This window comes from Soehngenia sp. (assembly GCF_055108775.1).
In genome coordinates this window covers 1-13,195 of the sequence record NZ_JBSQIL010000050.1, presented here as the reverse complement: position 1 = coordinate 13,195, position 13,195 = coordinate 1, and the positions used below count along the sequence as shown (strand labels likewise).

At 30.0% G+C, this 13,195-nt stretch carries 32 protein-coding genes; all 32 read right to left on the bottom strand.

Features of this window, described 5'->3' with window-relative positions:
- Window positions 1-110: 110 nt before the first annotated feature.
- On the bottom strand, window positions 111-500 hold the full coding sequence (locus ACTB1H_RS07100; protein WP_463262146.1) for a hypothetical protein: 390 nt from the start codon (window positions 498-500) through the stop codon (window positions 111-113).
- A gap of 19 nt (window positions 501-519) precedes the next feature.
- A complete protein-coding gene (locus ACTB1H_RS07095; RefSeq protein WP_463262145.1) occupies window positions 520-708 on the bottom strand; it encodes a hypothetical protein in 189 nt (62 codons plus the stop codon).
- Window positions 709-783: 75 nt separating this feature from the next.
- Window positions 784-975, bottom strand: coding sequence for a hypothetical protein (locus ACTB1H_RS07090; protein ID WP_463262144.1), 192 nt, complete (start codon window positions 973-975; stop codon window positions 784-786).
- Window positions 976-1,193: 218 nt separating this feature from the next.
- Entirely contained in the window at window positions 1,194-1,664 is a 471-nt protein-coding gene (locus ACTB1H_RS07085) for a hypothetical protein (RefSeq protein WP_463262143.1), read from the bottom strand.
- Window positions 1,665-1,684: 20 nt separating this feature from the next.
- Window positions 1,685-2,041 carry a hypothetical protein gene (locus ACTB1H_RS07080; RefSeq protein ID WP_463262142.1) on the bottom strand — a complete coding sequence of 119 codons (357 nt, stop codon included), beginning with the start codon at window positions 2,039-2,041 and terminating at the stop codon, window positions 1,685-1,687.
- Window positions 2,025-2,327: a hypothetical protein gene (locus ACTB1H_RS07075; RefSeq protein ID WP_463262141.1), complete on the bottom strand. Its 303-nt coding sequence runs from the start codon at window positions 2,325-2,327 to the stop codon at window positions 2,025-2,027. Before ACTB1H_RS07075 ends, ACTB1H_RS07080 begins: the two co-directional genes overlap by 17 nt.
- Window positions 2,317-2,517, bottom strand: coding sequence for a hypothetical protein (locus ACTB1H_RS07070; protein WP_463262140.1), 201 nt, complete (start codon window positions 2,515-2,517; stop codon window positions 2,317-2,319). Before ACTB1H_RS07070 ends, ACTB1H_RS07075 begins: the two co-directional genes overlap by 11 nt.
- Window positions 2,518-2,620: 103 nt before the next feature.
- Window positions 2,621-2,878, bottom strand: coding sequence for a hypothetical protein (locus ACTB1H_RS07065; protein WP_463262139.1), 258 nt, complete (start codon window positions 2,876-2,878; stop codon window positions 2,621-2,623).
- A 38-nt stretch (window positions 2,879-2,916) separates the two neighbouring features.
- Window positions 2,917-3,108: a hypothetical protein gene (locus ACTB1H_RS07060; RefSeq protein ID WP_463262138.1), complete on the bottom strand. Its 192-nt coding sequence runs from the start codon at window positions 3,106-3,108 to the stop codon at window positions 2,917-2,919.
- A 26-nt stretch (window positions 3,109-3,134) separates the two neighbouring features.
- Window positions 3,135-3,407, bottom strand: a complete 273-nt coding sequence (locus ACTB1H_RS07055; protein ID WP_463262137.1) for a hypothetical protein — start codon at window positions 3,405-3,407, stop codon at window positions 3,135-3,137.
- A gap of 54 nt (window positions 3,408-3,461) precedes the next feature.
- Window positions 3,462-3,644: a hypothetical protein gene (locus ACTB1H_RS07050; RefSeq protein ID WP_463262136.1), complete on the bottom strand. Its 183-nt coding sequence runs from the start codon at window positions 3,642-3,644 to the stop codon at window positions 3,462-3,464.
- A 30-nt stretch (window positions 3,645-3,674) separates the two neighbouring features.
- Window positions 3,675-4,070 carry a hypothetical protein gene (locus ACTB1H_RS07045; protein WP_463262135.1) on the bottom strand — a complete coding sequence of 132 codons (396 nt, stop codon included), beginning with the start codon at window positions 4,068-4,070 and terminating at the stop codon, window positions 3,675-3,677.
- Window positions 4,071-4,089: 19 nt separating this feature from the next.
- Window positions 4,090-4,416, bottom strand: coding sequence for a hypothetical protein (locus ACTB1H_RS07040; RefSeq protein WP_463262134.1), 327 nt, complete (start codon window positions 4,414-4,416; stop codon window positions 4,090-4,092).
- A 28-nt stretch (window positions 4,417-4,444) separates the two neighbouring features.
- Window positions 4,445-4,837, bottom strand: coding sequence for a hypothetical protein (locus tag ACTB1H_RS07035; protein ID WP_463262133.1), 393 nt, complete (start codon window positions 4,835-4,837; stop codon window positions 4,445-4,447).
- A 1-nt stretch (window position 4,838) separates the two neighbouring features.
- Window positions 4,839-5,219 carry a hypothetical protein gene (locus ACTB1H_RS07030; RefSeq protein ID WP_463262132.1) on the bottom strand — a complete coding sequence of 127 codons (381 nt, stop codon included), beginning with the start codon at window positions 5,217-5,219 and terminating at the stop codon, window positions 4,839-4,841.
- 1,194 nt (window positions 5,220-6,413) lie between these two features.
- The gene (locus ACTB1H_RS07025; RefSeq protein WP_463262131.1) at window positions 6,414-6,557 is read right to left on the bottom strand and encodes a hypothetical protein; all 144 of its coding nucleotides are present in this window, start codon (window positions 6,555-6,557) and stop codon (window positions 6,414-6,416) included.
- 546 nt (window positions 6,558-7,103) lie between these two features.
- Complete coding sequence (locus ACTB1H_RS07020) at window positions 7,104-7,298, bottom strand: hypothetical protein (protein WP_463262130.1); 195 nt, start codon at window positions 7,296-7,298, stop codon at window positions 7,104-7,106.
- The gene (locus ACTB1H_RS07015) at window positions 7,299-7,616 is read right to left on the bottom strand and encodes a hypothetical protein (RefSeq protein WP_463262129.1); all 318 of its coding nucleotides are present in this window, start codon (window positions 7,614-7,616) and stop codon (window positions 7,299-7,301) included.
- Window position 7,617: 1 nt separating this feature from the next.
- Complete coding sequence (locus ACTB1H_RS07010) at window positions 7,618-8,094, bottom strand: hypothetical protein (protein WP_463262128.1); 477 nt, start codon at window positions 8,092-8,094, stop codon at window positions 7,618-7,620.
- Window positions 8,095-8,176: 82 nt separating this feature from the next.
- Window positions 8,177-8,413 carry a hypothetical protein gene (locus ACTB1H_RS07005; RefSeq protein ID WP_463262127.1) on the bottom strand — a complete coding sequence of 79 codons (237 nt, stop codon included), beginning with the start codon at window positions 8,411-8,413 and terminating at the stop codon, window positions 8,177-8,179.
- Window positions 8,414-8,518: 105 nt separating this feature from the next.
- The gene (locus ACTB1H_RS07000; RefSeq protein WP_463262126.1) at window positions 8,519-8,722 is read right to left on the bottom strand and encodes a hypothetical protein; all 204 of its coding nucleotides are present in this window, start codon (window positions 8,720-8,722) and stop codon (window positions 8,519-8,521) included.
- Window positions 8,723-8,757: 35 nt separating this feature from the next.
- Window positions 8,758-8,919, bottom strand: coding sequence for a hypothetical protein (locus ACTB1H_RS06995; protein ID WP_463262125.1), 162 nt, complete (start codon window positions 8,917-8,919; stop codon window positions 8,758-8,760).
- Window positions 8,920-8,952: 33 nt separating this feature from the next.
- Entirely contained in the window at window positions 8,953-9,120 is a 168-nt protein-coding gene (locus ACTB1H_RS06990; RefSeq protein WP_463262124.1) for a hypothetical protein, read from the bottom strand.
- 76 nt (window positions 9,121-9,196) lie between these two features.
- Window positions 9,197-9,598, bottom strand: a complete 402-nt coding sequence (locus tag ACTB1H_RS06985) for a hypothetical protein (RefSeq protein WP_463262123.1) — start codon at window positions 9,596-9,598, stop codon at window positions 9,197-9,199.
- Window positions 9,599-9,673: 75 nt separating this feature from the next.
- A complete protein-coding gene (locus ACTB1H_RS06980) occupies window positions 9,674-9,850 on the bottom strand; it encodes a hypothetical protein (RefSeq protein WP_463262122.1) in 177 nt (58 codons plus the stop codon).
- Between the two features lie 14 nt (window positions 9,851-9,864).
- On the bottom strand, window positions 9,865-10,146 hold the full coding sequence (locus tag ACTB1H_RS06975; RefSeq protein WP_463262121.1) for a hypothetical protein: 282 nt from the start codon (window positions 10,144-10,146) through the stop codon (window positions 9,865-9,867).
- Between the two features lie 191 nt (window positions 10,147-10,337).
- Window positions 10,338-10,568 (bottom strand): hypothetical protein, encoded by a 231-nt coding sequence (locus ACTB1H_RS06970; RefSeq protein ID WP_463262120.1) that lies wholly within the window; start codon window positions 10,566-10,568, stop codon window positions 10,338-10,340.
- Between the two features lie 688 nt (window positions 10,569-11,256).
- Window positions 11,257-11,682 (bottom strand): hypothetical protein, encoded by a 426-nt coding sequence (locus ACTB1H_RS06965; RefSeq protein ID WP_463262119.1) that lies wholly within the window; start codon window positions 11,680-11,682, stop codon window positions 11,257-11,259.
- 77 nt (window positions 11,683-11,759) lie between these two features.
- Window positions 11,760-12,026 (bottom strand): hypothetical protein, encoded by a 267-nt coding sequence (locus tag ACTB1H_RS06960; protein ID WP_463262118.1) that lies wholly within the window; start codon window positions 12,024-12,026, stop codon window positions 11,760-11,762.
- Between the two features lie 89 nt (window positions 12,027-12,115).
- On the bottom strand, window positions 12,116-12,328 hold the full coding sequence (locus ACTB1H_RS06955) for a hypothetical protein (protein WP_463262117.1): 213 nt from the start codon (window positions 12,326-12,328) through the stop codon (window positions 12,116-12,118).
- A gap of 70 nt (window positions 12,329-12,398) precedes the next feature.
- Window positions 12,399-12,671 (bottom strand): hypothetical protein, encoded by a 273-nt coding sequence (locus ACTB1H_RS06950; RefSeq protein ID WP_463262116.1) that lies wholly within the window; start codon window positions 12,669-12,671, stop codon window positions 12,399-12,401.
- A gap of 56 nt (window positions 12,672-12,727) precedes the next feature.
- Window positions 12,728-12,940, bottom strand: a complete 213-nt coding sequence (locus ACTB1H_RS06945; protein ID WP_463262115.1) for a hypothetical protein — start codon at window positions 12,938-12,940, stop codon at window positions 12,728-12,730.
- Between the last annotated feature and the right edge of the window lie 255 nt (window positions 12,941-13,195).

Sequence of the window (13,195 nt, the reverse complement as noted above, 5' to 3'; positions counted from 1 at the left end):
TACCAATTGCATAAAAATGGTAGTGCTTAGTTGTTATTTTTTCGTGATTAAAATCTATTTTTCTATAGTCTACTTCCATACATTATCCTTCCTCCATTAAAACTTACATTTTAACCATTAATAATTTCATTAACTTTAACTGTTGCCAATTCTTTTTCATCCTTCGTCATTTCGTAACTTATATTATCCAATACATTGTGTATGTTGCACGGAGTCGGCTGAAATTGTCCTTCATATCCATAGCATGAGCAATGTCCTCCGTAAATAGTATAATAATTATTATCGTTATCTTTGAGTAACATGTAACAGCTGGATTCGTAACACGAATCATCTAGTTGTACAATTAAGAATTTATACTTTCTCATTATTGAATCAACCTCAAGTCTTGACCTATCATCCTCTTTTGCTTCATTATATCTCTCGTATGTGTTAAACATTTCCATTAATAAATCTTTTAATTCATCCTCAGTTCTTAAATCCCCTAAAAATAATGTATCCATAATTTCTCCCTTCTTTCCTTTAAAATTCACCTTTTATTTCACTGTAATATTCTAAGTCGTTGAATAAGTCTTCATCTAAATAAGTATACGTGTCTCCATTGTCTTGGTTTACGAATACAAGACCATCAAATAAATCCTCTACTTCATATATTTCTTTTGTGACTTTATTTTGAAACCTACTACCCTTTTTGAAATCTATAGCTAGCATATAGTTCTCCTTCCAATTCTCTATATTACTTATTATACACTATTTTTTCATTCATGTCAAGTTAAAATCAATGTTTTATTGTTTATCCTCTCTTCTGATTACATCTACATTTGTTTTATCTGCGATTTGCTGATACATATCAATTCTACGCTCTACTTCTAGTTTATCTTCATCATTTTTACACTGTTTATTTAGTCTGTGAATAGCCCACAGTTTGTTATTTAACGCCATATGCTTTATTACTATTAATTCTTCTTCAGTAAACATATATTCTCCTTTCCTTTAAAACATTCATTTTATCGGTTAAATTTTAGTTACATTTGACATAATTAGCAAAATATATGTCGAAATCATACCAAAGAAAAACATGGTACTCGGAGCCACCTTATTCTCTAGCTTTGCGAACACGTTTGCCATTATAATTATAATTATTACTGCTACTATAAAATGCATTAATCCACCTCATTTCCGTTAAAATAGTTCTTTTAACCATTATTAATCTCTTCCATAAAATTCTCATTACGAGTACCAATATAATTTACATCTTTATATTTAGAGCAATCCACATCAAGACATACTGTGTTAAAATATTTATTATTTTCAAAATCAATTAACATTTGTCTACTACTATCATTCTCATCCTTTAATATGATATACCTCTCACCATTTTCCATGAATGTGCTATATTTGACTGCCACGAAATCTTCCACAAAAATAGTATCTTCTTTACCTTCATTCAAGTATGTAATAGCAGTTCCGAATGAGTGAGTAGTATTTTGCAGTACACCTCTGCTATAATTAGATTTCAAGTTTACACTTTCAAATATATCAAACTTATATTCTCCATATTTTACCAAAAATTCAATAGAATCAAGTCGTGTATTCAACGCATCTTTGTCGGCTTTTAATTTTTTTATTTCACTTTCCAAAGATTTTATTTTTTCATTATTAAACATTATTATATCTCCTTTATTTTTTAAACATTATCCGTTTCCTCGCCATATTCATCTAATTTAGTATAATTTTCTAGCAAATCATGTCCACCTTCGTTTTGAACATCATCAAATTCTAAATATAAATACAAAGATTTATCTGTTTTAATACCACAAACCGTTTCTTTAGTTGCAACTTCATAGACCACCAACCATCCTGTGTAAACTGCGCCCACCATATATAACTTTTTGGAATTCTTATTAATCAGTATGTCGCCAAGTGAATATCCATAACAAAAAGGCACGTATATGCCGTAACCTTTCGGCTTAGAACGAATTATATCTGATGCGTCCATTCCCACAGTTTCTATAACACTTCCATTTTTAAAATTTATCTTCATTATTTTCACCTACATCATTGTCTATAAATCCACTAGCACACACAGTTGTATATTTTTTCAAAATACGTTCCATCCTATCGAAATCTTCTTTTGTAAATTCAGGTATTTCATCTTCTTTTTTTGTAAACTTTTTAAACTTATTTTTCCCTCTAATTGTAACCGTGATAAACCAAAACCATAAATTTAATTCTACGAAGTACTCATCTCTTGAAATGCCGTACTGCCTATTACAAATTCTAAAACTTAACTCTCTCCAATTTACATGTTTACCACGCTCAATCTTCATTTAATCTCCCTCCACAAAATGGGCAAAAATTAATAACAACTCCATTATGAAACTTGCACTTTTTAGGTATAAGTAAAAAATCTAAAGAATCAAATTTATAATTAAATTGTAAAATTCTATCAAAATCATAATCAACTTCGTGTTCAAGACAACTATTAATTGTCTTTATATTTTCGCACCCATAACACATCTTATTCATCTCCTTTAAAATCTACTTTTTATTTGCACATCCTAAACATATTATACTACAAAGTAGTCTTGTTGTCAATGATTTTGTCTTTAAAATGTGAATTTTAATCTACAAATTTCTCATTAAATTCATCTTTTGAATACCACTTTTCTGTCGCTAATGCACTGGCTCCGCATTTTAAGCAAGTATAAACCGCATAATAATCCATATCATAATCCTTGGCATCAATCTCTTGCTTTTTAACGAATATAGAGCCACATTCTTCGCATTTCTCAACCAAAACCCCGTTATCTTCTTTTCCGTAAACAATTACATTTATACCGAGTTTGAGTCTTTCCATAAAACTCATTCCTTTTTTCATATTTATTCTCCTTTAAAATTAATCTTTTATATTCACACTTATAAATCCAAATTATAGCCAGTGTCGTTTTCTATATCTAGGTATTCTTGAATCATATCACCAGACTGAGAACTACAATGATGTTCTGTGCCACATTTAGGACAAATATAATACTGGAAAAATACACCACTGTCAAAATCGTCATAGGTTTTCTCCAACCTCTCTATCGGTTCACATACTAAACAATACATAATCCACCTTTCTTTAAAATAAAATACTATACGTTAAAGTATTCTATTTCGAAATATCCTCTTATTACAACACCGTTGTCAAATTGTATGTAACCTTTATTAGTTCCATGACCACAGCAAGCATTCATAACGTTGCCCAAGTTGGCAATACAAGCGTCATCACCTCTGTCATTTGCTGGGAACTCACCACATTTTGCACATGGTCTAACACCTTCTACTTTAAGACCTGTGTCGTCATACACTCTATCACCATTTTCATTTATATGCTTCTTATGTCCATCTCCGCTACATCTGTCCATCCAGCCTCTAGGAACATCTTCCCATTTAATTTCTTCCATTATTATCTCCTTCCTTTATTTTTTATCAATAATATCCTCTAATTTACAAACGGTGTATATGCCTAAAGAACTTTTAACATATACGTTCCCAACGCTATCAATATTAGTAACTACCGCTTGAGTTTTGCCGTAATCAAGCTTTCTTTGAAATATAACTTCGTCACCAACGTTTAAACTTTCACTTAAAATATCATTCACACTTACACCACTTCCTTTGAAATAGAAATTTTAACCATTATTTTTGATTAACTCTAATATTTTTTTCGACTTTTCTTTTATTTCTTTCTCTGTTTTAGCGATAATTCCAAGATTATATCTACCCTCATCCATCCTATCTCCAACCCATGCCCTTAAACAATATCCTCGTAATTCACCTATGTCTACAACATAATATCCTTCACCTAATTTCGGCTTCCATGGCTCTCTGACTATTTCTAAATCTAAATCAAATATAATCTTAGAAGCTCCACAATCAACGAAGTCTTCTTTAGCTACAGCAATGAATTCACCGTCTATATATTTGAATTTATAGTGTTTAAACCCGCTCATTTCAAATTCTTCACCAGTTTCAGCTAATTCTTCTAATAATTCAATTCTTTCCTTCATTTTTTCTATTACATTCATATCCTTCTCTCCTTTAAAATCAAGATTTTATCTCATATTTTTCTTTTAACCTTTTTAGCTCTGCCAATTCTTTCCTGCGTAATTCCTTTTCTTTTTCCTGTTTCCATTTATCTCTGCCGTTTAATATATCAAGAATATCACAATCATCCATTGACAGCCACTTAAATGGGAATCTATATTTACCGCATACGATATTGTCTTCTCTGAAGTCCATTTCACGTTGATAAACAGACAATTCATGATTAGTCCCAAGAATATTGTCAATTAAATCTAAAACTTCCATTATTCTACATTCTAACTTTTGGTAATTGTCCCATAATCGCTCATAATGTTCGTTATTTTTCATCATACGCTCCTTTAAAATACATATTTTATTAGTCTATTTCTTTAAATTTCATGTTTACTACAAAGTGCATCTCTAAGGATGAATACTCATCCACGTTAAACAAAAACAATAGTCCTTCAACTTTCCCATAAACAAGCCCATCATCGCTATCGTATCTTTGATATTTTTTACCTTCTTCCATGTCTTTAAATTTAATTCCTTTTTCAATTAAATAATATTCAGTATTAAACATAAATTTATTAATTGCAAGTGGCTCAAGTTTATCATCTACTTTGGATAAAACTACATCATCTGACTTATAATCTATACATTCATATCTGTCTACGTAAATTCTACCACCCCTACCACCACCGTAAAAGTCAAATTCAAATTCTAGTGTTTTGTCTTTTCTTAACTTATTTAGCATTTCTTCTAATCTCATTTTAATTCTCCTTTTCTTTTGCCAATTTTTCTTTTGCTTTTTCCACTGCCTCATGAGCTTCTCTCAATAAAATTTTGGCATTTTCCAATTCAGCCTGCGCCTCTGATTTTCTCTCCCATACTAAATCGAAGTAGTCAGTGAGATTTAAGTCGGCAATATTTAATCTACTTAAAAATGTACCAAAATATCCTCCGTTTTTAGGTCTCCATATTTTAACTATATCACCGTAGTACCAATTATATTCGAATGGATTTCCATAAAACCCATTTCCGCCCCCATCTAGCAATGAAAATTCTACCTGACCATTAATATCAACAACTATCTGCAAAGTCCCATCCTCATGTGCTACCATATCAAATACTTTTAAATCTTTATCTGTCATAATTAAATCTCCTTTTCTTATCTTTTAATTTATTATACCATGAAAAATATTTATTGTCAACTATTATTTGCGTTAAAATTGCAGTTTTATCGGTCACCAAAATATCCATTTATATAGTTTAAATAGCAATTCACCAATCATCGCATCTTCCTTTTCATCATAATTATTTTTTTAAATGAATTCCGCTATATTGAAATCACGATATCTTGTAGTGTCTAATGTGTCATGACAATCATCAGTTAGGTTATAATAAAATGTAATTATACAAGATTTCTCAAGTGAAATTACTAAACAAATATTATAAAGTTTGCCGTCGTCGAGTTTGAAAATGTTTTTACTTCTGATTAGCACTCGGTTGTCGCCTTTCCCGAATACGTGATTGAATTCTATGACATTGTGTGATTTCAGACACGCTACAATATGACTAGGGTTGATATAAGCTTTATTTTTGGCGTGATGTGATAAATGTAAGTTTAATCCTTTCATTTTAGCTTTAAGTAAGTATTTTTCTACACTAGTGAAGTCAGCGTAGTGTTTCTTTATTTGACCTTCAGTTCTTGATATAACTCCTCTTTTTGTATACATACGTCTCTCCTTTCGTTTTTTTTAATCTTTAAATATATTTTACCACGATTCACTATCTATTACAATAGTTATTTTTGACTAAATTTTACAGTTATTTTAGTTAGTTTGCACAAACGTCCTCGTGCTACGGTTTAATTTCTGTTACGTGCTATAAAACATTTTCTGTTACGTCGTGTTACAAAGTCTGTCGTGTTACAGAGGGTCGGCTGTTACGTCGTGGTACGGAAACTTTTCTGTTACGTAGCCTGTGAAAATATTCACACAGATTGTTAAAACTTTAACACATGAGACGTCACTCCCTCCCCTTTTATTGTAACATAAATTAAAAAATAAGTCAATGAAAAAAGTATACAAAACATATGTTCTTTTTTGTGCAATTTGACACGAACATTTGTTTATTAAAAAATGGCTCCTTGCTTGTTTTATCTTCCGAACTCCCGCGCGGTTGAACTTTTTGTTTATTTGATTATGTATATATCTTATCATAAATTGCCGGATACGTCAAGAAAAAATATGCACAAAATTAGCCGCCTTGAATTGGTGATTTTTTACAATAGAAAAGACTAGCAAACAAATGCTAGCCTAATCTGTAGGAGGTTTATATCTATATTAAGTTTTACTAGATATCATGTCATCAATTATTCTTTTAATACTTCTCAAACTCGTTGCCCCTGCGGTTGGTACACTTTCTATGTAGTAATAGTCTTTACTTGTCTTCTTTATTATTGTATATCCTTTATAATAGCACTTCATAGCATCAGACCTCGTATTTGACGTTTTAAGCTAGTTTAATTGGTTGCATGGTATAATCTATCTATATTAAACCTTAGAGGCTGTAATTGGCTTATATTGCGTTGTATCGGTGTGGCTTCATATTTGACGTTTTAAGCGGTTTATATATCGGTTATGTATAAAACACTAGGCTCTTATTTTAATTGGCTTATATCGGCTCGTATGCGTTAATATATAATACTATTTATTATAATATCTTACATATGGTGTATAAAGCGTTTGTCTTGCGTTTTAAGCGTTTATATGGTCGGAGGGTATGTTCCTTCATTATCTTATAGAAAGTGTTTTATATGGGCTTATATTGCGTCATATACTATATATAATAGTTTATAATGCGTGGTATATGATGACTTATAAGGCTATGTATATTATAATATTCTAATTATATGATATAGTTGGTTTTGCGTTGTCGGCTGATGATTGGCTTTTTTTGCAATTAAAAAAGCAAGCACTCTTTTATAGGCACTTGCTAACGGCTTATCACCGACTATCACTTGATAGATTTTCTTATAATTCAATTAACATGCTTTTGTCTTTTCTCTTTAATTGTTTTAGTTGCCAATTTAACTCTTTTTGTGCTACTGTGACACGCCAGTCATAAGATTTATCTATTGTGTTTTGTGTATACCCGTTAATAATACCTCTATCGCTAAATTGTATCAATAATTCATCGTGTTTTGAATTCAATAATAATCTAGTCATTTATTGTAAAACTTCCCTTTCCGAATTATAAAACCAAGCTGGCTCTATGCAAGTTTTATTATCTAAGGTTATATTATCAAGCTCAATTAATCCACAAACGCCATTATTCGCGCTATAGTTTAGTCTATTAAACTTATATTCATATGTGGGCATATTAGGCAATTCTATTTTAAAATTATTATTTGTATCAATTACATTTTTTGCTATTTTACCGTCAAAATAATTACCTATGTAATATTGTTTTGCGTCTTTTAAGTCGCAATTCATTCTAGTTATTAAACAATCGTTATTATCAAAAACTACTAATATATTTATCATATTACACCTCTATTCCGAATAAAGAAAAAACAATGTCTTTTTCTACAAACGCCTTAAAATCACCGATGAAATTGGCTGATTTAACAAGCATTAAAAATTTACTATCCCACTGTATAAACTCAATAGACGGTCTTCTATTTATTTCAGTACATCCAAATAACGTCATTGACTCCAACAAGTCACCCATTGGCACATATCCTTTTAAAGAATCATCAAAAGATATAAAACTTTTTTTAGTTGAATTATTGCCATAATTTTTATTTGATTTAATACTAACATAACACTCATTTTCTTTTGATTTAATTTCATTAAATTTTCTGCCGTTTTCAGTTTGTGCATACATTGGGAAAACTCTCATATTTTTAAAAGCTTTTTGCATTTCATCTTTTCTAATGAATGGGCATTCGTATCCGTGAAAATCTCCCGTTTTGTCTGTGGCGTTGTTTATAATCGTTCTTGCTTCGTCGTTTGTTTTCATAGCGTTTGACCTCCTACAGTCCATATGATTTATTAATAGTGATATTATTTATTATAGTTTATAAATCTTAAAATGTCAATGGTTATTTATAAGAAAAAACATAAGTATTTTTTACATCTTTGTCGCTTAATTTAAAATCATTTAAAAATATCATATCGTTTTCATTCTCATCATTAAGTATAACAAGACCATTGTCGGCTACGACTTGACCATCACATCTTTTTCTATAGTCAGCTATAACGTCATATTCTTTTAAAAACGTGTATTTTTTGTTTTCAAAATCATTTATTTTTGGTTTTTTGATATATTGCACTTTCATTTTTTGACCTCCTACAGTCTGTAATATTTATTATTGATTAGTTGCTAAATATATAATACCATAGATATAAAAACTTGTCAACTATTTTTCGTTAAAATACTTCTTTTATTCTTCTTCAATTACATTCAATGCTTCGAATCCTTCAACATCCATCATCTTAGTAAATAACAACTCTCCTAATATTTCTTTATCATTCCATAACATTTCGTCAGTCAAGGAATCTCTTTCTATGTCTTTCCATTCGCAAAACTCTTTAAGAATTGCTTTACATTGATAATCAAAATAGCTTTCTATTGTGTTCGTTCTCATGGTTTACTCTCCCTTTTATGATTAAAATATTAGTTTTATTTCATTTTAACAAACATATTTTTTGGTACAATACAATTATTACCGACTTCGTTTGTGATTAAATAATTGAATTCACTTTCATACAATACTTTATATTCTTTGTTTAAAAATAAGGCATAAGTTAGACAATTTTCTCTATCTTTGAATTTTACAATCATATCATAACCCGCTTTCTAAAATCATTAAAATGTTTAATTTATTGCTAATTGCTCAATTAAATTATTATAATCATATTTGCTTAATTTTTCAAGTTTCACAAGACCATCTTCCGTGTATATTTCATATGCTACCATTTCATTATAATCTAGTAAAAATTGTGCGCCATCAATACTTTCTACTACAAAATTATTATTTCCCATGAATTCAATCTCCTTTAAAATCAGCTTTTTATTGGTCAAATACATGTTATCACATGAGGCTGTTTAGCCTCTCTTATTAAATTTCTTCAATTTCTAGCTTTAAGAATGATTTAATATAGCTCAATTGCTCCATTAATTCGGCGTGTTGTTTAATTTTCCAGCAATACTGTTGTATTTGACTGCTACAAAAAACATTACAACCACGCTTGCTATTGCATGAATCAATTGTTTTTTGTGCTCTAGTTAACTCTTTGCTTGTTGTAGTTCCTAAGAATGAACCGAAAGTTCCTAGCCACTCTTGCATTAAGTCTTTATTGTTTTGGCTTGATAACCCATTTTTTGTAAGTCTGCCGTAATGGCTAAAAAGTCTGTTAATTTCTTTTTGGTCAATTGTTGAATCTGTATCAATAAAGTTATATAAATATTTTTTGTTGCCGTTAACGTCTAAACCATTTCTCTTTACTGTAATTTTTTTCATTTTATTTCCTCCTATAAAATCTTATTGATTAAGTTAATATAAATATATCATAAATACTATTGATTGTCAACTATTTTATTCTACTACATAATACATTGAGCCGTTGCCGTTGTTATCGTTTATTGTTTCTAAAACATCGTCAATATCTGTTGCTTGTTCTTCTTCTAAATCAAAATAAAAAGCAATTTCTTCCAATGTTCCTTCAATCAAAAAGCTATTATCCCATTCGTTTTTTAAAATATAATTTTCCATGTGTAAACCTCCGTTTATTGTTTTAAAATAGTTTCTAAATCAAAAGAATCAATATTATATTCATCGGATAGAGTGGATATAATCCCCATTGTTTGGGATATAGTCAATCCAACGTTAAAGATTTTTCTTAATTCAATAATGCGTTCTGCGTCGTATGGATGTATATCAAAGTTTTTACACTCCACCAACGTCATGTAATTATCTAAAAAATAAGAGTCCGTTGCTATTGAATCAGCGTTAATATGATAATCTTCATAATAGTTAATCATGAATTGTATTTGCTTTTCACTTAGCATAATCTACCTCCTATAAAATCTAATTTATTAAGTTAATACTACAATAACACACTTTTTAATCATTGTCAACAAGAAATTTAATTAATTTATCAATTCTTTTCTTACCTAGTGTTTTTTCAAAAACAATATAACCTAAACATAAGGCACTAACAACCACACTACCGAAAATTAATACATATAAAATACTCATTTTATTCACCGCCTTTATATATTTTATTTTGCGCCCACGCTTCAATCATAGGCCATGATACAAAATCATCTTCGTTGTTGTATAAGTCAATTAACCGACTGTCTAAAGCGTTTTCTACGATATCATCAATGCTTGCGCCGTAGTAGTCACCTTGTAAAGTATTGGTTAATGTGTCGGCTATATTTTCTTGTACTTCTTCGCTTAATCTTCTAATGTGTACTGCATTTGTCATTTTATAACCTCTTTTCTAAAATCAATTATTTGCTATCTGTATACTACGTTATCATACTATTAAAAACTTGTCAATACTTTTTTAAAAATAATTGCTCGTGGTACAAAAAGTTTTCTGTTACGTGCTAGCGGTTGAGTTCTGTTACCGTGGTACGAGATGTTTTCTGTTACCTAGACCAAGAAAAACACACATTCGCACTTCAACGTAGTAAAGCGTGATATCTAACCTTTCATTCTACCATGAATAACCGCTTTTTGTCAATGACTTTTTGCCTGGAATTTTACACAAATTTACGCTTCTGTTTTTGTGCAATTTTACCAGGAGTTATAAGCTATTGTAAGGTATATTTACTTAACACCTTATATAAGACCGTCAGCGACGATATAAGCGGTTTAGATATCACATAGGCATAAATGCCTTGATACACTGTAAACCTTGCTAGAATAGCCTTGTATGACTTCATATATCCGATATAATTAGCATTTTAACGGCTGACACATGATGTATTATGTAATCGAGCGTATAAGCTAGCTTATAATTTAGGCATAGGATAACACTAGGCATGATATAAAAGTGCCTCAAAACGCCTTATATTACGTCATATATCTATAATTTAATTGTAAATGTGCTAATATTCTAAATGATAGGATATAAGCGTATAACCTATATCCCACTATTAAAGCATTAACTATAATTCTATATCGAGAGTTGGTGGATAATATCCGCTAGTTGCTTCGATTTTGACTGGTGTATGATTATCATATACGCTAGTACGTGATAGCCTCGTATGATTCAATTTGGTTAATTGCATGATGACGTATAAACGCTTTCCAGTTTTCCCATTATAGACTTTATGACAGTAAAAATCGGCGATACCATCGCATGAGTCAAACTTATTAAATTGTTTACCATAATAAAGAGTTTTACTACTGGCCATAACATAGCGTAAAGCGTCAGCTTTTATCAAGTCCTTTTCAGCTTCAGTTAATGTCAAGTCGTTTTCTATCAATTCAAAATCAAACAAGACACCTTTATTATAAGTTGATAATCCCAAGTCGTTTTCGCTTGCGGTCTTTTTGCCAGTCTTGAAAAAATTATAAGTTTTCGTTTTCATAATATAACCCTCTTTCTTAATCTATTAATAATATCAATAAAACGCCTTATGTAATTATAAGACGCTCTATCATACTATTAATAACGGTATAGCGTGTTATTATCATAAAATTCTACACCTTTACTTTTTAGCGATTGGATAATATAAGGCACTAAGTCGCTATTGGAGTTATCAGCATTAACCTTGATAATCTCATTAACGGGATAATATATCCCCGTATCTGTTGGATGCAGATTTTTTATGTTTTGAATAATTGCATCTGATGCATTGTTTATATTACTTTCTAGTAATTCATACTGCGCTAATGTCATTTTTTTATTATAAGCATAATTTGATAATGTCATATTGTACATCTCCTTTTTTAATCGTTGAAATCTTAATTTTATAGGTGCAAAACGCGCTAGGGAGTTGAACCCTAGAAAAGCCGACCGCGCTAGTATTTAACATATCCATAAAATTTATTACTTGCTTCATTACCTAGTAACATTCTTAATTTTAAAAGCCTTTTATATTTTGAAGTATTGTTAGTGAAATCACTTGTATTTATTGTGTGATTTACAGTGCATAATAACTTTTCGATGCTACCTAATGACATAGCTTCTATTTCATGTATTACGTCCTTGTTGACAACAAAAAAAATAACCAAAAACACGCTTATATTAACGCATGAGATTTTTGGTTATTTCATCTCTAAAATTTATTAAGTTTTATAAAAGTTACTCTATCCCGTTTGATGATAATAAGTCACAGATGTATATAATTGACGGATAACAAAAATTATATACATCTTCATCGTCAATACATTGTAAATATAAGTCGTTTACAATTTCAACCGATAGATTGAATCTATCTATAATATTTTGAGCAAATAAAACAAGCTCTTTTTTGTTCGGATTGTTGCTCATGCGTATATAGCATGAATGAATTGTTTTTAGCTCTTGTTGCAGGTCTTGACATTTTGAATAAAAGTTTTTTCCGTATTTTTTCATAGTAATTCTCCTTTTTTGATCGTTGAAATCTTAATTTTATAGGTTGCAATTGTAATTTAAGAGTGAAATTCTACCCATTCGTCCTCATTTTCAAAAATTATGGCGGATAGTTCACCATCTATCAAGTAAATATCCGCGACTCCTTCATCGCATAAGTCCTTGGTGTCTAGTAGTGCATCAAATCTTTTTGACACGTCCCCTTTATCTACTATTTGAATGTCAGCGTCTACCATTTCATCATTAATAAATAAAATATTAATAGTTTCCATATTGTATATCCTCCTTTAAAATAATTGTTTTATTGCTATAAATACAGTATAGCATTAAATTGTTACAAAAGTATGAATAAAATGTTAAAATTCAATATTAAACTCATTTTTGATATAAGCCTTCACTTCATTTTCATCTGTGAAATAAATGCACCTTACGCTTTCAGATACTAACACTAATAAAAGTTTTGAAGTATCGAATATAAATTCTATGTTATTGTATTGTTTTCTCTTAATCACTCTTTTCACCTCCTT